The 20665-nt window shown below is 55.2% G+C and carries 18 protein-coding genes; 10 read left to right on the forward strand and 8 right to left on the reverse strand.

Annotation, left to right across the window (positions count from 1 at the left end; translation table 11 throughout):
• Positions 1 to 243: 243 nt before the first annotated feature.
• Both MUU51_RS11435 and greB read right to left on the reverse strand, forming a co-directional pair.
• Positions 244 to 2571, reverse strand: a complete 2328-nt coding sequence (locus tag MUU51_RS11435) for a Tex family protein (protein WP_258967792.1) — start codon at positions 2569 to 2571, stop codon at positions 244 to 246.
• A gap of 103 nt (positions 2572 to 2674) precedes the next feature.
• Entirely contained in the window at positions 2675 to 3148 is a 474-nt protein-coding gene (gene greB / locus MUU51_RS11440) for a transcription elongation factor GreB (RefSeq protein WP_159769614.1), read from the reverse strand.
• A gap of 227 nt (positions 3149 to 3375) precedes the next feature.
• Here greB and ompR point away from each other — a divergent pair, with 227 nt between their 5' ends.
• Both ompR and envZ read left to right on the forward strand, forming a co-directional pair.
• Entirely contained in the window at positions 3376 to 4095 is a 720-nt protein-coding gene (ompR, locus tag MUU51_RS11445; RefSeq protein ID WP_001157751.1) for an osmolarity response regulator transcription factor OmpR, read from the forward strand.
• Complete coding sequence (envZ, locus tag MUU51_RS11450; protein WP_159769635.1) at positions 4092 to 5441, forward strand: two-component system sensor histidine kinase EnvZ; 1350 nt, start codon at positions 4092 to 4094, stop codon at positions 5439 to 5441. Before ompR ends, envZ begins: the two co-directional genes overlap by 4 nt.
• Before the next feature lie 74 nt (positions 5442 to 5515).
• On the opposite strand, the gene pckA is transcribed toward envZ, so the two are convergent.
• The 5 genes from pckA to MUU51_RS11475 form a co-directional block, all read right to left on the reverse strand.
• On the reverse strand, positions 5516 to 7135 hold the full coding sequence (gene pckA / locus MUU51_RS11455) for a phosphoenolpyruvate carboxykinase (ATP) (RefSeq protein WP_258967793.1): 1620 nt from the start codon (positions 7133 to 7135) through the stop codon (positions 5516 to 5518).
• Between the two features lie 359 nt (positions 7136 to 7494).
• Complete coding sequence (gene hslO / locus MUU51_RS11460) at positions 7495 to 8373, reverse strand: Hsp33 family molecular chaperone HslO (protein WP_159769797.1); 879 nt, start codon at positions 8371 to 8373, stop codon at positions 7495 to 7497.
• Between the two features lie 23 nt (positions 8374 to 8396).
• A complete protein-coding gene (gene hslR / locus MUU51_RS11465) occupies positions 8397 to 8801 on the reverse strand; it encodes a ribosome-associated heat shock protein Hsp15 (protein WP_159769641.1) in 405 nt (134 codons plus the stop codon).
• Between the two features lie 10 nt (positions 8802 to 8811).
• Complete coding sequence (yrfG, locus tag MUU51_RS11470; RefSeq protein ID WP_159769644.1) at positions 8812 to 9480, reverse strand: GMP/IMP nucleotidase; 669 nt, start codon at positions 9478 to 9480, stop codon at positions 8812 to 8814.
• Positions 9481 to 9549: 69 nt separating this feature from the next.
• Positions 9550 to 11697, reverse strand: a complete 2148-nt coding sequence (locus MUU51_RS11475; protein WP_159769647.1) for an intracellular growth attenuator family protein — start codon at positions 11695 to 11697, stop codon at positions 9550 to 9552.
• 319 nt (positions 11698 to 12016) lie between these two features.
• Between MUU51_RS11475 and nudE the strand changes: the two genes are divergently transcribed.
• Positions 12017 to 12583, forward strand: a complete 567-nt coding sequence (nudE, locus tag MUU51_RS11480) for an ADP compounds hydrolase NudE (RefSeq protein WP_159769650.1) — start codon at positions 12017 to 12019, stop codon at positions 12581 to 12583.
• A gap of 83 nt (positions 12584 to 12666) precedes the next feature.
• On the opposite strand, the gene mrcA is transcribed toward nudE, so the two are convergent.
• Positions 12667 to 15219, reverse strand: a complete 2553-nt coding sequence (mrcA, locus tag MUU51_RS11485; protein ID WP_258967794.1) for a peptidoglycan glycosyltransferase/peptidoglycan DD-transpeptidase MrcA — start codon at positions 15217 to 15219, stop codon at positions 12667 to 12669.
• A 148-nt stretch (positions 15220 to 15367) separates the two neighbouring features.
• On the opposite strand from mrcA, the gene pilM reads away from it, so the two are divergent.
• From pilM to aroB, 7 genes are all read left to right on the forward strand, one after another.
• Positions 15368 to 16090 (forward strand): pilus assembly protein PilM, encoded by a 723-nt coding sequence (gene pilM / locus MUU51_RS11490; protein ID WP_159769656.1) that lies wholly within the window; start codon positions 15368 to 15370, stop codon positions 16088 to 16090.
• Between the two features lies 1 nt (position 16091).
• The gene (locus MUU51_RS11495; RefSeq protein ID WP_258967795.1) at positions 16092 to 16631 is read left to right on the forward strand and encodes a PilN domain-containing protein; all 540 of its coding nucleotides are present in this window, start codon (positions 16092 to 16094) and stop codon (positions 16629 to 16631) included.
• On the forward strand, positions 16615 to 17046 hold the full coding sequence (locus tag MUU51_RS11500; RefSeq protein WP_258967796.1) for a HofO family protein: 432 nt from the start codon (positions 16615 to 16617) through the stop codon (positions 17044 to 17046). The genes MUU51_RS11495 and MUU51_RS11500 overlap by 17 nt, the downstream gene beginning before the upstream one ends.
• A complete protein-coding gene (locus tag MUU51_RS11505; RefSeq protein WP_159769665.1) occupies positions 17039 to 17437 on the forward strand; it encodes a HofP DNA utilization family protein in 399 nt (132 codons plus the stop codon). Before MUU51_RS11500 ends, MUU51_RS11505 begins: the two co-directional genes overlap by 8 nt.
• Entirely contained in the window at positions 17355 to 18587 is a 1233-nt protein-coding gene (gene hofQ / locus MUU51_RS11510; protein WP_235033630.1) for a DNA uptake porin HofQ, read from the forward strand. The genes MUU51_RS11505 and hofQ overlap by 83 nt, the downstream gene beginning before the upstream one ends.
• Before the next feature lie 269 nt (positions 18588 to 18856).
• Positions 18857 to 19378 carry a shikimate kinase AroK gene (gene aroK / locus MUU51_RS11515; protein ID WP_110511784.1) on the forward strand — a complete coding sequence of 174 codons (522 nt, stop codon included), beginning with the start codon at positions 18857 to 18859 and terminating at the stop codon, positions 19376 to 19378.
• Positions 19379 to 19549: 171 nt separating this feature from the next.
• Positions 19550 to 20638, forward strand: a complete 1089-nt coding sequence (gene aroB / locus MUU51_RS11520; RefSeq protein WP_159769671.1) for a 3-dehydroquinate synthase — start codon at positions 19550 to 19552, stop codon at positions 20636 to 20638.
• Positions 20639 to 20665: the final 27 nt, after the last annotated feature.

Consider the following 20665-nt stretch of genomic DNA (forward strand, 5'->3'; position numbering starts at 1 on the left):
TAATGAGAATGGTTTCTGTCTTCAATCCATAAAATGTGAACGGATGTTCATTTACCGAATAATTGACGCGAATTTGATGTGGCTCAATATTTATTGCAGGGAAGGATGTTTGCGAAATAGCAGAATTGTTATCAGGGTGAAAACAATAATGCGAATAATTAACGAAAGGTAAAAAGGCGTGTCTGAATAATGTCGTGATACATCAGGCCCGCTTATAAATAAACGGGCCTGAAGGGCACAGTCTTATTTTTTCTTCATCGCCGCGGCCAGCGCATCCATCATGGCGCTATTTCCGGCAGGCGTGGCCTCACGACTGCGCGGTTTTGCCGCTTTGGCTGCCGGGCGCGCATTCTGCTCACGACCGCCTCCACCGCCACGACGGCTGTTGGTGTCGCCAGGCTGCTCGTCCAGACGCATGGTCAGCGCGATACGCTTACGCTGCATATCCACTTCCAGCACTTTGACCTTCACGATATCGCCCGCTTTCACCACGGAGTGTGGATCTTCGACGAATTTATCAGCAAGGGACGAGATGTGGACCAGACCATCCTGATGCACGCCGATGTCCACGAACGCGCCGAAGTTGGTGACGTTAGTCACCGCGCCTTCCAGCACCATGCCTGGCAGCAGGTCGTTCATGGTTTCCACGCCGTCGGCAAACTTCGCCGTTTTGAATTCCGGACGTGGATCACGGCCCGGTTTTTCAAGCTCTTTGATGATGTCAGTCACCGTCGGCAGACCAAAACGTTCGTCGGTGAAATCGACGGCTTTGACGTCACGCAGCGCGCTGCTGTTGCCCATCAAATCTTTCAGCGCCTGCTGGGTCACCGCCAGAATGCGTTCCACAACCGGGTACGCTTCCGGGTGAACGGTTGAGGCATCGAGCGGGTTGTCGCCGTGGTTGATACGCAGGAAGCCCGCACACTGTTCGAAGGCTTTCGGCCCCAGACGACTCACTTTGAGCAGTTGTTGGCGGTTCTGGAACTGACCGTTCTCATCACGCCAGGTCACGATATTCTGCGCCATCATGCGCGTCAGGCCCGCGACGCGGGTCAGCAGCGGAACGGAGGCGGTATTGAGGTCAACGCCGACGGCGTTCACACAGTCTTCCACTACCGCATCCAGTTTACGTGCCAGCTGGCTCTGGCTAACGTCGTGCTGGTACTGGCCGACACCGATTGATTTCGGGTCGATTTTCACCAGCTCTGCCAGCGGATCCTGCAAGCGACGGGCGATAGACACCGCGCCACGAATAGACACGTCGAGATCCGGGAATTCGAGTGCTGCGAGTTCGGAGGCGGAATACACCGACGCCCCGGCTTCGCTGACGATCACTTTTTCCGCCGTCACTTTTGGGAACTGTTTCTGCACGTCGAGGTAGAAACGCTCGGTTTCGCGCGAGGCGGTACCGTTGCCAATCGCCACCAGTTCGACGTTGTACTTTTCGCACAGCGCTGCCACGACAACCGCCGATTTTGCAGCCTGGCCGGTGTGAGGGTAAATGGTGTCGGTGGCGACCAGCTTGCCAGTGCCATCAACCACCGCCACTTTCACGCCGGTACGCAGACCTGGATCGAGACCCATGGTCGCACGCAGGCCCGCCGGAGCGGCCATCAGCAGATCGTGCAGGTTGCGGGCGAAGACGTTAATCGCTTCGTCTTCTGCACGTTCGCGCACGGTGCCCATCAGTTCGGTTTCAAGGTGCATCAGCACTTTGATGCGCCACGTCCAGCTCACCACGCCTTTACGCCAGCTGTCTGCCGGGGCGTTATTCAGACGCAGATTGAGATGGTCGATGATGATTTGTTCACAATGGCTCTCTTTTGGCGGCTCATCGAACTGCGGATTGGCGTTCAGGGAGAGTTGCAAGATGCCTTCGTTACGGCCACGGAACATCGCCAGCGCACGGTGAGATGGCGCGGTTGCAATCGGCTCGTGGTGATCGAAGTAATCACGGAATTTCGCGCCTTCTTGCTCTTTGCCGCTGACCACAACGGCGACGAGATGGGCGTTTTTCCACAGGTAGTTACGCACTTTCGCCAGCAGTTGGGCGTCTTCGGCGAAGCGTTCCATCAGGATATAGCGTGCGCCATCGAGGGCGGCTTTGGTGTCGGCCACGCCGTTATCGGCGTTGATGTATTTCGCGGCTTCGTCTTCCGGTACGTGCGACGGCTCGTTCCACAGCAAATCGGCCAGCGGCTCGAGGCCTGCTTCAATCGCGATTTGCCCGCGGGTACGGCGCTTCGGCTTATACGGAAGGTATAAATCTTCGAGCTCGGTTTTGCTCAGCGTGCCGTTGATGGCTTTCGCCAGTTCGTCGCTCAGTTTGCCCTGATCGTCGATAGATTTGAGAATCGACTGACGACGGTCTTCCAGCTCGCGCAAATAGCCAAGACGGGTTTCCAGGTTACGCAGCTGGGTGTCGTCCAGACCGCCGGTGACTTCCTTACGATAACGTGCAATAAACGGCACGGTGTTCCCTTCATCAAGCAGACGAACGGCAGCAGTAACCTGTTCGTTTCTGGCCTGAAGTTCACCCGCAATAATGCGGCAGAGCGAATCATTCATCATGGCTTTATTTCATCTGTAGGATCGAAAAACAGGGGATAGTTATACGGATTGGCCAGCCAAAATACCAGCCGGACCTATCCGTAATCAGAGTGTTCCAGGTGCGTTATTTCACGTACTCGATCTCATTGACATACCAACTGGCATCGCCCGCCGGAGTCTGCACAATGGCGAGGTCGCCGATCTCTTTTTTCAGTAGCGCGCGGGCCATTGGCGAATCGATGGAGATGTAATCTTTGCGCCCGAAAATTTCGTCATAGCCGACAATACGAAAGCGCTTGGTATCGCCATCGTCATTTTCGATTTCCACCCAGGCGCCGAAGAAGACTTTGCCTTCCTGCTGTGGGGAGTAATCGACGATTTTTAAATTTTCCAGGCATTTGGTCAGATAGCGAACCCGGCGATCGATTTCACGCAGACGTTTTTTGTTGTACTGATAATCGGCGTTTTCGCTGCGATCTCCAAGGCTTGCGGCCCAGGTGACTTTTTTTGTCACCTCAGGTCGGTCTTCGCGCCAAAGATAATCCAGCTCTTTCTTCAACTTCTCATACCCTTCACGGGTGATTAGCGGCGTTTTCATTGTGGTGCTACCTTGTGACTACTTGTGCTTGCGCACATTTTGCCTCATAGATTACGTCAATTGGTTAAAAAATAGTTTTCTGTGATGAATTGTACAGATAAGCTGCTGTAAAATATGCTTTGTAACAATTTCGGCTAGAATTTATACCAGATTTAGCTGGAGCCTGGCGTACGCTTTTTTGAGAATACGTACTCATAATTGTTACGAACCTTCTGGGAGTAAAAACAATGCAAGAGAATTATAAGATTCTTGTTGTGGATGACGACATGCGCCTGCGTGCGCTTCTTGAGCGTTATCTGACCGAGCAAGGCTTCCAGGTTCGAAGCGTCGCCAACGCCGAACAGATGGATCGCCTGTTGACCCGTGAATCCTTCCACCTGATGGTGCTGGATTTAATGCTGCCTGGCGAAGATGGACTCTCCATTTGTCGTCGCCTGCGCAGCCAAAGTAACCCGATGCCAATCATCATGGTGACGGCGAAAGGCGAAGAGGTTGACCGTATCGTGGGCCTGGAAATTGGTGCCGACGACTACATTCCGAAACCGTTCAACCCGCGTGAGCTGCTGGCCCGTATCCGTGCCGTGCTGCGTCGTCAGGCGAACGAACTGCCAGGCGCACCGTCGCAGGAAGAAGCGGTTATCGCATTCGGTAAGTTCAAGCTGAATCTCGGTACGCGCGAAATGTTCCGCGAAGACGAGCCTATGCCACTGACCAGCGGTGAATTTGCGGTACTCAAAGCGCTGGTAAGCCACCCGCGTGAGCCGCTGTCCCGTGACAAGCTGATGAACCTGGCGCGTGGCCGTGAATATTCCGCGATGGAACGTTCCATCGATGTGCAGATTTCCCGTCTGCGCCGCATGGTGGAAGAAGATCCGGCGCATCCGCGTTACATTCAGACCGTGTGGGGCCTGGGCTACGTGTTTGTGCCGGACGGTTCTAAAGCATGAGGCGAATGCGCTTCTCACCACGAAGTTCATTTGCCCGCACGCTGCTTCTCATCGTCACCTTGCTGTTCGTCAGCCTGGTGACGACCTATCTTGTGGTCCTTAACTTCGCGATTTTGCCGAGCCTTCAGCAGTTCAATAAGGTACTGGCCTACGAAGTCCGTATGCTAATGACCGATAAACTGCAGCTTGAGGATGGCACCCAACTGGTGGTGCCTCCGGCATTTCGACGTGAGATTTACCGCGAGCTTGGCATTTCGCTCTATTCCGATGAAGCGGCGGAAGATGCCGGGCTACGCTGGGCGCAACATTATGAATTCTTAAGTCAGCAGATGGCGCAGCAGCTGGGTGGCCCGACGGAAGTTCGCGTTGAAGTCAACAAAAGCTCGCCGGTTGTGTGGCTGAAAACCTGGCTGTCGCCCAACATTTGGGTGCGCGTGCCGCTGACTGAAATCCATCAGGGCGACTTCTCGCCGCTGTTCCGCTATACCCTGGCAATAATGTTGCTGGCGATAGGCGGTGCATGGCTGTTTATTCGTATTCAGAACCGACCCTTGGTCGATCTTGAGCACGCGGCTTTGCAGGTCGGTAAAGGGATCATTCCGCCTCCTCTGCGCGAGTATGGCGCGTCGGAAGTGCGATCCGTGACCCGAGCCTTTAACCATATGGCGGCAGGCGTTAAGCAGCTCGCTGACGACCGTACGCTGCTGATGGCGGGTGTGAGTCACGATTTACGTACGCCGTTGACGCGTATCCGTCTGGCGACGGAGATGATGGGCGAAGAAGACGGTTACCTTGCAGAATCCATCAACAAGGATATCGAAGAGTGTAACGCCATCATCGAGCAGTTCATTGACTACCTGCGTACAGGCCAGGAAATGCCGATGGAGCTTGGCGACCTGAATTCGGTGCTCGGCGAAGTCGTGGCGGCAGAAAGCGGCTACGAGCGTGAAATTGAAACGGACATGCAGGCCGGAGAAATCCCGGTGCGGATGCACCCGCTGTCGATTAAGCGCGCACTGACCAATATGGTGGTTAACGCCGCGCGCTACGGTAATGGTTGGATCAAAGTCAGCAGTGGCAGCGAGCCAAACCGCGTCTGGTTCCAGGTAGAAGATAATGGCCCGGGTATCAAACCTGAGCAACGTAAGCATCTGTTCCAGCCGTTTGTTCGAGGTGACAGCGCGCGCAGCACCAGCGGCACCGGGCTGGGTCTGGCCATCGTGCAGCGCATTATCGACAATCATAACGGCTTGCTGGAGATTGATACCAGTGAGAAGGGTGGATTGTTGATTCGGGCGTGGCTGCCAGTGCCGGTCGTGCGAACGTCCAGTACCAAAGAAAGCTAAAAAAGGCCCGACACGATGATGTGTTGGGCCTTTTACTTTGGATGAAGGGCGGCGTAGCGCCACCCAGCAGTCGGTTACAGTTTCGGACCTGCCTCAACCAGCGCCGCACCCGCAGGGGTGTCGGTGTACTTCTCGAAGTTTTCCACGAACAGATTCGCCAGCGCTTTGGCTTTTTCCTGCCACTGCTCCGGTGATGCGTAGGTATTACGCGGGTCCAGAATGTGCGTATCCACACCTGGCAGTTCAGTTGGGATCTGCAGGTTGAACATTGGCAGCGTGAAGGTTTCAGTGTTATCCAGCGTACCGTCGAGAATGGCGTCGATAATGGCGCGCGTATCTTTAATCGAGATACGTTTGCCAGTGCCGTTCCATCCGGTATTGACCAGATACGCCTGCGCACCGGAAGCTTGCATACGTTTCACCAGTACTTCTGCGTACTGCGTCGGGTGCAGCGACAGGAATGCTGCTCCAAAGCAGGAGGAGAAGGTTGGCGTTGGTTCGGTCACGCCCCGCTCGGTACCCGCCAGTTTGGCGGTAAAACCAGACAGGAAGTGATACTGCGTCTGGTTAGCCGTCAGGCGTGAAACTGGCGGCAGCACGCCGAAGGCGTCGGCGGTCAGGAAGATAACTTTGGTTGCATGTCCCGCTTTCGACACCGGTTTCACGATATTGTCGATGTGGTAAATCGGGTAGGAGACGCGGGTGTTTTCGGTTTTCGACGCATCGTTGAAATCGATGGTGCCGTCGGCCAGCACGCTGACGTTTTCCAGCAGGGCGTCGCGGCGAATGGCGTGATAGATATCCGGCTCGGCTTCTTCTGACAGGCGAATGGTTTTCGCGTAGCAGCCGCCCTCAAAGTTAAACACGCCGTCGTCGTCCCAGCCGTGCTCATCATCGCCAATCAGGCGGCGCTTCGGATCGGTGGAGAGAGTGGTTTTTCCTGTGCCGGACAGGCCAAAGAACACCGCCACATCGCCTTTTTCGCCGACGTTCGCTGAACAGTGCATTGAGGCAATGCCCTTCAGCGGCAGCAGGTAGTTCATGATAGAGAACATCCCTTTCTTCATTTCGCCGCCGTACCAGGTGCCGCCAATCAGCTGCACGCGTTCGGTCAGGTTGAAAGCCACGAAGTTTTCAGAGTTCAGACCCTGCTGTTTCCAGTTCGGATTGGTGCATTTCGCGCCGTTCATCACCACGAAGTCAGGCTTAAAGGTTGCCAGCTCATCGTCCGTTGGGCGGATAAACATGTTTTTCACGAAGTGCGCCTGCCAGGCTACTTCGGTAATAAAGCGTACGCACAGTCGAGTGTCGGCGTTAGCGCCACAGTAAGCATCAATGATAAACAGGCGCTTACCAGAAAGTTGTTGGGTGACCAGTCCTTTGAGTTGCTGCCAGGTTTCCGGGGAGAGCGGTTTGTTGTCGTTCTTGCCTTTGCCTTTATCAGCCCACCACACGGTATTGCGGGTGGTGTCATCACGGACAATGTATTTATCTTTCGGCGACCGGCCGGTAAAAATACCGGTATCGACAGCAATCGCACCGAGATTTGTCAGAATACCGCGCTCATAGCCTTCCAGAGTGGGGTTGAGCTCTTCCTCAAATAACGTGTCGTAGTCGGGGTTGTAGACGATGTCCTGGGCGTCGTTGATTCCATAAGCCTTGAGATCCTGCGGGGTTATACCTTTAACACGCATGTCACTGCTCCTTAGCCAATATGTACTGCCAATGATTGTAGGGTTGTTTGAGGGTTATTGACCGCGACCAGGCTCATAGATTTGCGTATCCGGACTCTCGTCAAACTAACGGAAAACACGGTGACTCCTGTCACGAGGCGACACAGATTATGGCAGGAAACGTTTTTTAGTGGGGGGAAATGTTCCTAAACCGTCAACAAATGGTTTTATGAACTGATGGAATGTGAATGTAATCGCATTCCTGAAAATAAGTTACGGAAGAGTTACAGAAAAAATCGATTCACTTCTCGCAAGTTCCTCACCCAAACCCTTTGCCCATAGGAGCGAGGACCGGAGTGAGGGGACAAGCGATGACTAAATCAATGAACCTGCGGATCAGCCGGGGAGGCGTTGTTGCGGATCTCAGCAATGTCCATCGAATTGAACACGTAATGGCTGCCGCAGTAATCGCAGTTCATATCGATTTCGCCGTCATCGGCCAGAATGCTGTCAACTTCTTCATCAGGCAGCGTTCTCAGCGCATCGGCGCAGCGCTCACGGGAACAGGTGCACTTGAATTCGACCGTTTGTGGATCGTAAACCGTCACTTCTTCTTCGTGATACAGACGCCACAGCACGTCGTTCGCTGGCAGGCCAAACAGCTCTTCCGCTTTGATGGTGTCAGTCAGCGTCGCCAGGTGCTCGAAATCGGTAGTCTGTGCGTTTTGCGCTGGCATCACCTGCAGCAGAATACCGCCTGCCGCCATTTTGCCGTCATGCTCACCGGTACGGATGATCAGACGCGTCGGAAGCTGCTCGGAGCGCAGGAAGTAGTCTTCCAGACACGCCGCCAGCGTATCGCCTTCCAGACCCACTACGCCCTGATAGCGCTCGCCTTCTTCCGGCGCAATGGTGATAACCAGATAACCATTACCGACCAGCGTTTTCAGATCCGCGTTTTCCGGGATATCGCCCTGAACACGTGCCACACCGCGCAACTGCTGATTGTTGTTGCCGTTAATCACCGCCAGCGACATGGGACCATCGCCCTGCAGCTGCACGGTGATGTCACCGGCAAACTTCAGTGTCGCGGTCAGCAGACTGGTTGCCACCAGCAGCTCGGCCAGCACGTTTTTTACTGGCTGCGGATAGCTGTGGTTGGCGAGGACCTGCTCAAGCGTTTCGGAAACGGTGACCAGTTCGCCGCGTACGGCCACGTTTTCAAACAGATAGCGGTGTAATTGATCGTGTTGAATCATCATATTCTCTCTTAAGGGAACGGCTACTCACTGTTCCCATGTTTAAATCTCATCAGGTCGCGGCGCTCTTTTTTATCAGGGCGACGGTCCGGGTGCGGCATGGTCAACGCGTTGAGCTTGCGGGCCACGGCCATTTTTTCCCGTTTTTCGATACTTTCTGCAGTTTCTTCGTACAACAGCGTGGCTTCGGTGGCCGGGCGTCGCTGCTCGGTGATGCCTTTAATCATCACCGTCCGTTCGTCATTGCCCTGACGCAGCGTCAGCATGGCGTTCATCTCCACCACTTTGCTGGGTTTGCTGCGCTGTCCGTTGTAATGCACTTTACCGCCTTCTACCATTTCGCGCGCAACCGCGCGGGTTTTGTAGAAGCGGGCCGCCCAGAGCCACTTATCCAGCCGGACGGCGGTTTCGGTGGGTTTCTCTTTCATGGCTTCTCCTTCACCGGATCCCGGGGATCAGGCGACGATAATCATTCAATGCCGGATGACGCTGATACTGCTTTTCCGCAATGCCGGAGTCGGGATTGGTGACGCCCAGGCAGTAACGAATACCGAATAACGCGGCGGCATCGAGGATCGGCTCGCTGTCGTCAATGAACAGCGTCTTATGCGCATCCAGGGTGGTTTCTTCGGCAACTGCCTGCCACAAACGCTGATCTTCTTTCGGATAACCAAATGTGTGGGTGGAAAGTAATAAATCAAGGTGTGACGCCAGACCGGTATGTTCCAGCTTCACCGCCAGGTTATGCGGATGCGCGTTGGTCAGCAATATGCGGCGCTTGCCGCTGGCTTTCAGAGCATCCAGGAACGGCACGGTGTCTTCACGCAGCACGGCGTGTGGACCTTGCGCGGTCGTCATGGCGCAGATATCCAGCCCCAGACGCTCGCTCCAGTAATCCAGACAGTACCAGTTTAGCGTATGCTGCACGGCGTGATATTCCTGGCTGATCCGTTCCCGCGCTTCCTGCGGGCTGATGCCGTTTTGCGCGCCGTAGGTTTCCGGGACCAGCTGCTGCCAGAAATAATTGTCGAATGCGAGATCGAGAAGCGTACCGTCCATATCCAGCAGAACGGTGTCGACCTCGTTCCAGTCGATGTCAAAATGCATGTTGCGTCTCCAGCCGGAAGAATGCGCGACAGGTTATCACACCGGTCGCGCAAGCGGGAGCAGGGCGGTTTAGCTGTCTGTGGGATCCTGATGCAGCAGGTCAGGCGAGGTCAGCAGCACGGGGTTAAGGCTGCTTTCGTAGTATTTATGAATTTCCGCCATGCGCATGCCGTGACGATGATAGCGGCGAATGGCCTGAATCCCGTTCCAGGCAAAGCACGCGAGCATTGCCAGCATCAGCAGCGTAATGCTGACGTAGCGCCATAGGCCAGAACTGTCAGGCATACGGTGCAGATTAATGTGTTTGGTGCCATTGGCGTCGGTGTAGAGATTGGTGACAATCCCTTCGGCGTTGAACGGCGTATGCATCAGCATACCGGCGAGGCGCTGGAACTCGGTCCACTGTTCGTGTGCCGGGTAGTCGTACAGGCTGACCGACGGCCACGGCTGCGATACCAGATCGCTGCCTTCGTCACTGGCAATCAGGAAGCCGCCAGGCGCCGGGCTGTTTAAGGCCTGCGCCGCGCGTGAGGTTTCACGCATCACAAACGGTGCGGTTGAGGTTGTCACCAGGTTATCCAGTGATTCCGCGCTGACCGGGCGCAACAGCACGTTGACGCCATCCAGTTTTCCGGCGCTGGCCCGCTTAGTCAGTGTTTCCCAGTCGCGGGTATTACCGAGGTTGATCAGCGCATTCTTCAGGCGCGCACAGTCGTCTTCGGCAGAGCACAAATCTTGCGTTTTCAGCACGATATCGGCGAAATCATCTAACAATACCATCCCGGATTTCTGAATGGCCGATCGCAGAGCCGGGCTGACGCGAGAGCTGTCATCCGGGCTGGGATGCAGCTGGCGATTCACCGCCTGTATCAGCGCCGTGGCTTTGGTGACGATATCGGATTCCGGCAGCGGTAGCGGCGGGGCGTCATTCCAGATAATTTGCGAGCAGTCAAAAGGCATAAACGGCGAGTTATCCTGCGCGGTCCACGTGCCCTGCGAATGGATATTGCACATGCCGGTGCCGGAAATATGCAGCGTATCGCCAACACGCACGCCAGCCTGATCGAGCTGGTTAACGGTGGTGGCCTCAATAGTTTGCGCGCCTTTCAACCACGATATCGTAAACTTAAACGGCATCCCGAGGGGAACGCTCATCCACAGCATCACCACAATCAGCAGCGCGCCACCGGCAATAATGGCGCTGCGAAGCCAGTGCTGGAGCGGGAAGTGTTTCACTTCATTATGCAGCGACAAAAAACGTCCCTGACGCACGACGTGGCGGTCGAGATAAATGTCGATATCGGTTTGCTGGCCGAGATCCTGCGTGATAAACGGCTGCCAATGGCGCGGGTAAATCAGGTCGATAATGCCGAGCGAAATGTTGTTGATGTGTTCCTGGTCGTTTTCACCGAACAGACCCCAGCGTTTCGGCGTGCCTCGCAGGCAGTGAATTTCGCGCAGCGCGGTTTTCGACGGCGGAGCAAACAGGCCCCACAGGCCAAACGCCAGCAGCAATATCGCACCACCGGTGACCCACGGGACAAACACTTCCGGCACCATCAGGGCGCAGAAAAACAGCAGGAATGAGCCGACAATCAGCAGCGCTTCACGCAGGCCGTCCGGGCGACTCAGGGCATATTCTTCGTGGCTTTCCTGGCGAATATTCAGCAGTTCAATCTGCTCGCTTTCTTCCCCGCGAATGGATGCCTGGGTCGAGGGTATCTGCTCCAGCGCGAAGCCTCGCGCTTCCTGCTTATGGTCGCGCAGCGTATGGCCGTTGAGGGAAATGACCAGTGGCAGGGAATCGGTGTGAATCAGTTCAACTTCGTTCTCGTCATTGATGTATTGCTCCCAAAAAGGCGGCAGATGGATTTCAAGAGAGTCGAGGAAGTAGCGCCATTTGTTCGGATCTTCCGTGGTGATGCCGTAGCGGGTGATCGACTGAGTGACGATATAGACGGTGTTGCTCTGGGCATTAAGCGTCAGCACGGACGGCGCCACGGTGGCACCGGATGCAGGAACTTCCAGCGTTCGGCTCAGGCCTTCGACATAACTTTCGACGGCACTACGTTCTTCGCTGGACAGCTTGCGCGTAGTCGCGCCAGTAAACGCATGCAGCCGGGGAATACGCCGGTGCTGTGAGCGCTGTCGATAGAACCACCCTGCAAGCAATGCGCAGGCCAGCATAGCAGCGAAAAGAATCAAAAAGGTGCCCATGCTTTTCCCATCATACTTATTCTTACAGGTTTCGTCGGTTGCCCATTAACACAGAACGTGAGCCCGTAGTTAGCTATCGGCACGTATCACCCAGAACTTGAAAGATTTATTACGTTCTGACGCAACTTTTGAGCATATCAGAGGTCAACGCAAGCGAATATCAGCAAATTCTCAAATCCATTGCAAGGTCTTGACTTTTTGTTTAAAAAAGTGAATCACGGTGAAAGTTACACAAATGTAAATATGTGAAGTCGGGAATTGCCTAAACTGTGCGGCATGTCGCACAATTACCCTGTTATCACAGCAAACACAGGTCACCATGGATAAACCCTTAACAAAACCCACCATCCATAAAGTTGAAACGGTAGCGCGTTCTCGACTGTTTAGTGTGGAGAGCGTGGACCTGGAATTCAGCAACGGCGAGCGCCGCGTGTATGAACGGATGCGTCCTTCCACACGTGAAGCGGTGATGATAGTCCCCATTGTGGACGACCATCTTATTCTGATCCGCGAATACGCCGTGGGTACGGAATCGTATGAGCTCGGGTTTTCGAAAGGGCTTATCGATGCGGGGGAAACCGTGTTTGAAGCCGCCAATCGCGAGCTGAAAGAGGAAGTGGGATTCGGTGCCAATAACCTGACGTTTCTGAAGAAACTCGGGATGGCGCCGTCGTACTTCTCCAGTAAAATGAATATCGTGGTAGCGGAAGATCTTTATCCGGAATCATTGCCGGGTGACGAACCTGAACCGCTGCCGCAGGTGCGCTGGCCGCTGGCTCAGATGCTGACGCTGCTGGAAGACCCCGATTTCAACGAGGCCCGTAACGTGAGCGCGCTGTTCCTGGTGCGTGAATGGCTGAAAGCGCAGGGCCGCTTGAGCGAGTAGGCCTGGTAAGCGTAGCGCCACCGGGCAAAAGCCTCACGCGCTTTATTCAGATCAGCAAAAAGGCGCCAGAGGCGCCTTTTTTGTCAGAACAGTTCGTGAGTTTCGCCGTTATCCATCAGCGTGGTGCCCACTTCGCGCACCGCCTGTTGGGTTGGTTGTGTACCCTCGATAAAGTACTCTTCGCGACTGCTGCCCCCGCTTGCTAACTGGCCGGTGCTACGGTCGATATTGACCGTCACCACGCCCGCTGGCGGCGTAAATGGCTGTTCAGGTACGCCTTCCAGCGCCGCTTTCATGTATAGGTCCCAGGCTGGCTGTGCGCTCTTCGCGCCGCCTTCGTAGCCGGAAATCTGATCTTTAATCGCGCCGGAAGCGGTAGTGCGCCCGAGGTCACGGCGATGATCGTCAAAGCCAATCCACACCGATGTCACCACCCCCGGACCGTAACCTGAGAACCATGCATCTTTCGAGCTGTTAGTGGTCCCGGTTTTACCGCCGATATCATGGCGCTTCAGGTCACGGCCTGCACGCCAGCCTGTACCCTGCCAGCCTGGTTCGCCAAAGATGTTGGTATTCAGGGCGCTCTTGATCAGGAAGGAGAGCGGCGTGCTGATGACGTGTGGCGCATATTCCTGACCGCCGCTGCGCGCGACCAGCGCCTGGTTCGCTTGTTCAAGGCTAGGCATCGGTACCGTGGAGTTTTTAGGTTCCAGGGACGTGGCCACGTCTTCAACGTCTTTGTTTTCCAGCACGTCGGACTTTGGCGTATCCCCGTAAATCACCGGAATATCGCAATCGGCACAGGCAATTTTCGGTTTGGCTTCGAAAAGCGTCCCGGCCGCGTCGTTCTCAATTTTACTGATGAAGTACGGGTCAATCAGGAAGCCGCCGTTGGCCATCACCGAGTAACCGCGCGCCACCTGAAGCGGTGTAAAGGAGGCGGAGCCGAGCGCTAACGATTCTGTCCGCACAATGTTATTGGCCGGGAAACCAAAGCGCTGCAGATATTCTGCGGCGTAGTCCACGCCCATCGCACGCATCGCGCGCACCATCACCACGTTTTTCGACTGACCGAGACCCTGGCGCAGACGAATCGGACCGGCGTACTGCGGCGGTGAGTTTTTCGGACTCCAGTCGGAACCGGCGCCGGCATCCCAACGGGAAATTGGCACGTCGTTCAGAATGCTCGCCAGCGTCAGACCTTTGTCCATCGCCGCGGTATAAAGGAACGGTTTGATGTTAGAACCGACCTGGCGCAGCGCCTGGGTGGCACGGTTGAATTTGCTCTGGTTGAAATCAAAGCCGCCAACCAGCGCAATAATGGCGCCGTTTTGTGGATTGATGGACACCAGCGCGGAGTTTACGTCCGGAACCTGCGCCAGCCACCAACTTTCATTCACCTGACGAACCCAGATTTGCTGGCCGGTCTGGACAACATCGGTGACTTTACGCGGCGTTGAGCCCTGCTGGGTGTCGGATCGGTACGGACGCGCCCAACGTATTCCGTCCATGTTCAGCTGCACCGATGTGCCGTCGGCGGTCATCGCCATAGCTTGCTGAGGATCTGCCGATGTGACCACTGCAGGCTCAAGCGGCCCGTAGGTCGGCAAACTCTTCAGCGTATCGGTGATTTTTTTGCTGTCCCATGGGGTTTCGCCCACTTTCCACAGCACGTTGGTCGGACCGCGATAGCCGTGGCGCATATCGTAATCCATCACGTTGGTACGCAATGCGTTCTGCGCCGCCAGCTGATCTTTACGACCAATAGTGGTGTAAACGCGATAGCCGTCTTCGTAAGCCTGGTCGCCGTAACGGCTGACCATTTCCTGGCGCACCATTTCTGTCAGGTACGGCGCGGAGAAAGCAATTTCCGGCGCATGGTAGCTGGCATCAATCGGTTCGCGGACCGCTGAATCGTATTGCGCCTGGGTGATGTAGTTTTCACTCAGCATACGCGACAGCACCACGTTACGGCGGGCGGTCGCTCTGTTCATCGAATACAGCGGGTTAAAGGTTGACGGTGCCTTCGGCAGACCGGCAATTACCGCCATTTCGCTCAGCGTCAACTGATCAATCGACTTGCCAAAATAGACCTGCGCGGCAGCACCGACGCCATAAGCGCGATAGCCGAGATAAATCTTGTTCAGGTACAGCTCAAGAATTTCATCTTTGCTGAGCAGCTGCTCAATGCGGATCGCCAGGAACGCTTCTTTGATTTTACGCGTCAGCGTTTTTTCCGGGCTGAGGAAGAAGTTACGCGCCAGCTGCTGAGTAATGGTACTCGCACCCTGAGAGGCGTGGCCGGAGAACAGCGCCACGCTTGCCGCACGGAAAATCCCCACAGGGTCAATCCCGTGATGCTCGTAGAAACGGCTGTCTTCTGTCGCAATAAAGGCTTTCGTCAGCTCTGGCGGCATTTGGCTCAGGGTGACCGGAATACGACGTTTTTCACCGTACTGGGCAATCAGCTCGCCATCGGCGCTGAAGATTTGCATTGGGATCTGCAGGCGCACATCCCTGAGCGTGGCTACGTCGGGTAGCTGGGGCTCAATAAATTTGTAGAGGCCATATATCGAGCCTGCTCCCAGCAGAATGCAACAGACTGCAAGGATGAATAAATACTTTACGAACTTCACCGGAGATTTCCCATTTAGAGGTAATTGGGCAGTTTATAAACAAACGCGCGGTAGTATAAAGGCAAGCCTGAAGCATTGATATACCCGTCATATTTCAAACTGTATGGGCGTTGGCTCGGATGGGTTGAAGGATAAGGAGATCGTAAGAATGGCTTACAGTCAATGGCAGGCTGGATTGCACTTTCAGCAGGATAGTATCGTCTGCGTCGCGCTACAGAAAACACGTTTAGGGAGAGCATTACGCCGCTGGTGGCAACTGCCGCTGGAGGACAAGAACGACGATAAATGTACGGCGGCGGTGCTGCGGCGAATTCAACGTGAAATGCCGCGCTTTCATCGTGTTGCGGTCGCCGTTCCCGCCTCAGATACGCTACAAATACAGCTGCCACCGCCACAGATGTCGCTGCGTGAAAGCGAACTGGCGCAGTGGGTGGCCAGCACGGTGGCAAAACAGCTCGAGATGCCGGCCGAAAGTCTCATCTTTGACTATCAAAACGCTGACACGAATAGTTACAGCGTGACTGCCGCCAGACGGCACGATATTGAACAGCTGCAACAGAGTTTGCGCGCGGCGGGTCTGAATCTCTCGTCGGTCACGCCGGATGCCAGCGCCTTACAACACTTTCTGCCGTGGATGGACAGCGACATCCCGGGGATCTGCTGGCGCGACAAAGACCAGTGGCTGTGGGCAACGCGCACCGCCTGGGGCTGCAATGCAGAACTGCCCGACGGATTGATGGAATGCAGCACGCAGTCCGCTGGGGGGCAATGTTTTAATCCGTGGTTTCCCTTAAACCAGCTCCAGCCTCCGCTGCCGGAATGCGGTGACGCGTTTGCCATTGCCCTGGCGCTTGCCCTGGGAGTGAACTGAGATGCGCCGACAGGTGAACTTACTGTGCTGGCGCGAACAGCGCCGACGTGAGTGTTTACGGTTATGGGGCGCGATGTTTATCGGCGTTTTGTTGATAACGCTGGCGTTGATTATTGCCGGTCGCGCCCGGCAGTCGCAGCAGCATACCTGGCTGGCTTTGCGACAGGAGAGCGACCAGGCGGTGCGCCAGATGCTGACTCAACAGGAGCGGCGGCTGCGCGCGGAGCAAGCGCGTGTACGGGTCGTGCAACGGCGTGAGCTGCAGCGTGCAATGACACTTCGCTGGCAAACAACGCTGCTGACACTGGCGGAAAAAATGCCCGCGCAAGCGTGGCTCACCGCGCTGGAATGGCAGGGTGAGGCATTACGCTTCACGGGGCTGGCAAACCGCTTCCCCACATTGACTCAGGTTGAGCTTGTGGCTCGAAGCCTGCCGGGTTTTGGCCCGGTCACACCGGGTGCAACACGTCGCGATGAACAAGGGCACTGGCAGTTCAGCTATCAGCTACAGACGGAGGCCGTTGATGCAGAGTTTCGCTGACCGCTGGTGTGACTTTTCACCGCGGGTGCGGTTCGGCATCTGGCTCACGCTACTGGGTTTGCTAACGGTTATTGGGCGTTTTTGCAGCCGTGAACCGTTCATTGAGCCAGACCTGCCTCCACTCAACGCGCAGTGGCAGAAAATTATGCCGCTGCGACCTGTCGCTTCCCACGTATCTCCCGCGCCGACGAAACCTTTTTCAGCGCTTGATATGGACAGTCCTGACAGCCGTGTCGTGAGCTGGCAACCGGCGGGCAGCGGGGGAGAACTCACGCTGGAGGCAAACTGGCAGGGCATTCCGCTTTTATTTGATCAGCTGGCCGATCGGGGTCGCGCCGTCAGGGGGTTCAGCATCCAGCCGGAACAGCAGCATTTACGGCTGATTCTGCAGATTGAGGCGAACGGCGATGACTAAATGGCGGGTGCTAACCATGCTTGCGCTGCCGTATCTGCTCGGTATGCGCGACCCGTTCCAGCCAATAGAAGATCCCTGCGCCACATCGCAGCAGGCGCTCTGGCATTACCGCGGCTCGGTAAGCCACGGCGTGCTGAGAACGGGCATCGTGCTGGAACCCGGCGGCAAATGGCGACGCCTGAATCAAGGGCAGCGGCTGGAAAATGGCTGGACGGTCGCAGACGTTCAGCCCGACTACATGGACATCACTAGCGGCCAGGATTGCGAACCGTCGCAGTGGCGCTGGATGAAAGAGGGAACGAAACATGATTCGAAGGATGCTTCTGGGGTTACTGCTGATGGTCTTCGCGGTATCGGGCAAGGAAAAGGCGGTCTCGCTGACGGTGGATGAGGTGCCCGTTGCGCAGGTATTGCAGGCCATTGCCGGGTTGGGAGAGCGGAATATCGTTATCGCCCCCGATGTCAGCGGGCAAATATCACTCCAGTTCAATAACCTTCCGTGGATGCAGGCTTTGCAGACGGTGGTGGGCAGTGCGGGGCTGACGCTGGATACCCAGGGCAGCGTGCTGTTTGTGCATACCAAAGCGTGGCTCGCCGAGAAACAGGCTCAGCGCGAAGCGGAAACCCAACGGCGCTTATCGACGGTGCCGTTGAAAGGGCAAAGCGTCTCCTTGCAATACGCCGATGCCACAGAGCTTGCGAAAGCCGGGGAAAAACTGGTGAGCAGTCGCGGGACGCTGACGGTCGATAAGCGCTCTAACCGGCTGCTAATCCGCGATGACCAACTGCACATTACGGATTTGCTCGCCTGGATTAATGAGATGGATTTGCCGATTGGCCAGGTCGAATTAACTGCCCATATCGTCACAATGAATGAAAAGAGCCTGCGCGAACTGGGCGTGAAATGGAGTCTGGCCGATGCCGAAGGCAGCGTAGGCTCAGGCAAGATAACCACCCTGGGAAGCGACCTTTCGGTGGCAAACGCGACCACTCATGCCGGGTTTAACATCGGTAAAATCAGCGGAAGGTTGCTGGAGCTGGAGCTCTCAGCGCTGGAACAAAAACAGCAGCTGGAGATTATCGCCAGCCCGCATCTGCTGGCATCGCACTTACAACCAGCGAGTATCAAGCAGGGCACGGAAATCCCGTATCAGGTTTCCAGCGGGGAAAGCGGTGCGACGTCGGTGGAGTTTAAAGAAGCGGTTCTGGGCATGGAAGTGACGCCAACAGTGCTGCAAAATAACCGCGTGCGGCTCAAACTGAAAATCACCGAAGACATGCCCGGGCAAGTTTTACAGCAAGCGGAAGGGGAAGTATTGGCGATAGATAAGCAGGAGATCGAGACGCAGGTTGAGGTGAAAAGTGGTGAAACGCTGGCGTTGGGTGGGATTTTTTCGCAAAAAAATAAGACTGCGCGAGACAGTATCCCGGTACTGGGCGACATCCCCTGGTTGGGTCAGTTGTTCCGTCATGATGGAAAAGACAGCGAACGGCGAGAGCTGGTTGTGTTCATCACACCGCGTATTATTTCTGTGCAATAAAGGATTTACTGACATTCTTTTCGTACTGAACACGTTTCAGGTGTTTGACGTGAGACCGGATTTAGCATACAAGGAGTACCGATTTGAGAGTCGGTGCCCTGCAAAATCTGGTAATTATTAGAGTTGCCAAACCTGCCGGTATATTGAGATAATTTTCGGTCTGACTCTCGCACTATCGCATATGAGGTTTCAGTTCATGCCTGGCGTCGCCGTTGTGGTTCGCGTCGCGGGTTTATTATTAACGAAATAGTCTTAGTAGTACCGAAAAAATGGCAGAGAAACGCAATATCTTTCTGGTTGGGCCTATGGGTGCCGGCAAAAGCACTATTGGGCGCCAGTTAGCTCAACAGCTCAATATGGAATTTTACGATTCTGATCAAGAGATTGAGAAACGCACTGGCGCTGACGTGGGCTGGGTCTTTGATGTCGAAGGCGAAGACGGTTTCCGTGACCGCGAAGAAAAAATCATCAATGAATTGACGGAAAAGCAGGGAATTGTGCTGGCAACTGGCGGCGGCTCTGTGAAATCCCGTGAAACGCGCAATCGTCTCTCCGCTCGCGGCGTTGTGGTGTACCTCGAAACCACAATTGAGAAGCAATTGGCGCGTACGCAACGTGATAAAAAGCGTCCGCTGCTGCAGGTTGAAACGCCACCGCGTGAAGTCCTGGAAGCGTTAGCAGGCGAGCGTAATCCTTTATACGAAGAAATTGCCGATGTCACTATCCGCACTGACGATCAGAGCGCGAAAGTGGTGGCAAACCAGATTATTAATATGCTGGAAAGTAACTGATTCTGGTCAACGCTATACGAAATCGTTCAAGCTGCATCATGGCGGCAACGGCGTGAACTCTTGCTGACATCTGTCAGCAATCGGGGAGCGAAGGCAACCGACCAGCGAGCAGCCTGAAGGATTACGTGTAGATAGCCAGTAAATGCTAGTAACCAAGGTGGACGTCGCGTTATGGAGAGGATCACAGTAACTCTCGGGGAACGTAGTTACCCGATTACCATCGCGGCTGGTTTGTTTAACGATCCAGCTTCTTTCCTGCCACTGAAGTCGGGCGATCAGGCAATGCTGGTCACCAACGAAACTCTGGCACCTGTCTACCTGGACAAGGTACGTTTAGTGCTTGAACAGGCTGGCGTGAAAGTCGACAGCGTTATCATTCCTGATGGCGAGAAGTACAAGACGCTGGCAGTGATGGAAACGGTCTTCACCGCGTTACTGCAAAAGCCTCATGGTCGTGATACCACACTGATTGCCCTCGGTGGCGGCGTGGTAGGCGATCTCACCGGATTTGCGGCCGCAAGCTATCAGCGCGGCGTGCGCTTTATCCAGGTGCCGACCACGTTATTGTCACAGGTCGACTCCTCTGTTGGCGGAAAAACTGCCGTTAACCATCCCCTCGGTAAAAACATGATTGGCGCCTTCTGGCAGCCGGTGAATGTTGTTATCGATCTTGATTGCCTGAAAACGCTCCCTGCGCGCGAACTTTCCTCCGGCCTGGCCGAGGTTATCAAGTACGGCATCATTCTGGATGCAGAATTCTTCTCCTGGCTCGAAAACAACATCGATGCAGTGATGGCCCTTGATGAAAAAGCAATGGCCTACTGTATTCGTCGCTGTTGTGAGCTGAAAGCCGAAGTTGTTGCCGCAGACGAGCGCGAAACCGGCTTACGTGCTTTACTCAATCTGGGGCACACCTTTGGTCACGCTATCGAAGCCGAAATGGGTTACGGTAACTGGCTTCACGGTGAGGCGGTCGCGGCCGGAATGGTCATGGCGGCACACGCTTCGGAGCGCCTCGGTCAGTTTGAGGCAAAAGATACTCAGCGGATTATTGCCCTGCTCGAACGGGCGAAGTTGCCGGTTTCCGGCCCGCGTGAAATGTCTCCTGACGCGTACCTGCCGCATATGATGCGGGATAAAAAGGTCCTCGCCGGTGAGATGCGTTTGGTTTTGCCGCTTTCGATTGGCAAAAGTGAGGTGCGTGGCGGTGTTGCGCACGATGTAGTTCTTGGCGCTATTGCTGATTGTCAGCAGGCGTAACTAATAAGAAAGGTCATGTCGCAATAG

This window comes from Scandinavium manionii, from assembly GCF_024764775.1.
In the GTDB taxonomy this organism is placed as follows: domain Bacteria; phylum Pseudomonadota; class Gammaproteobacteria; order Enterobacterales; family Enterobacteriaceae; genus Scandinavium; species Scandinavium manionii.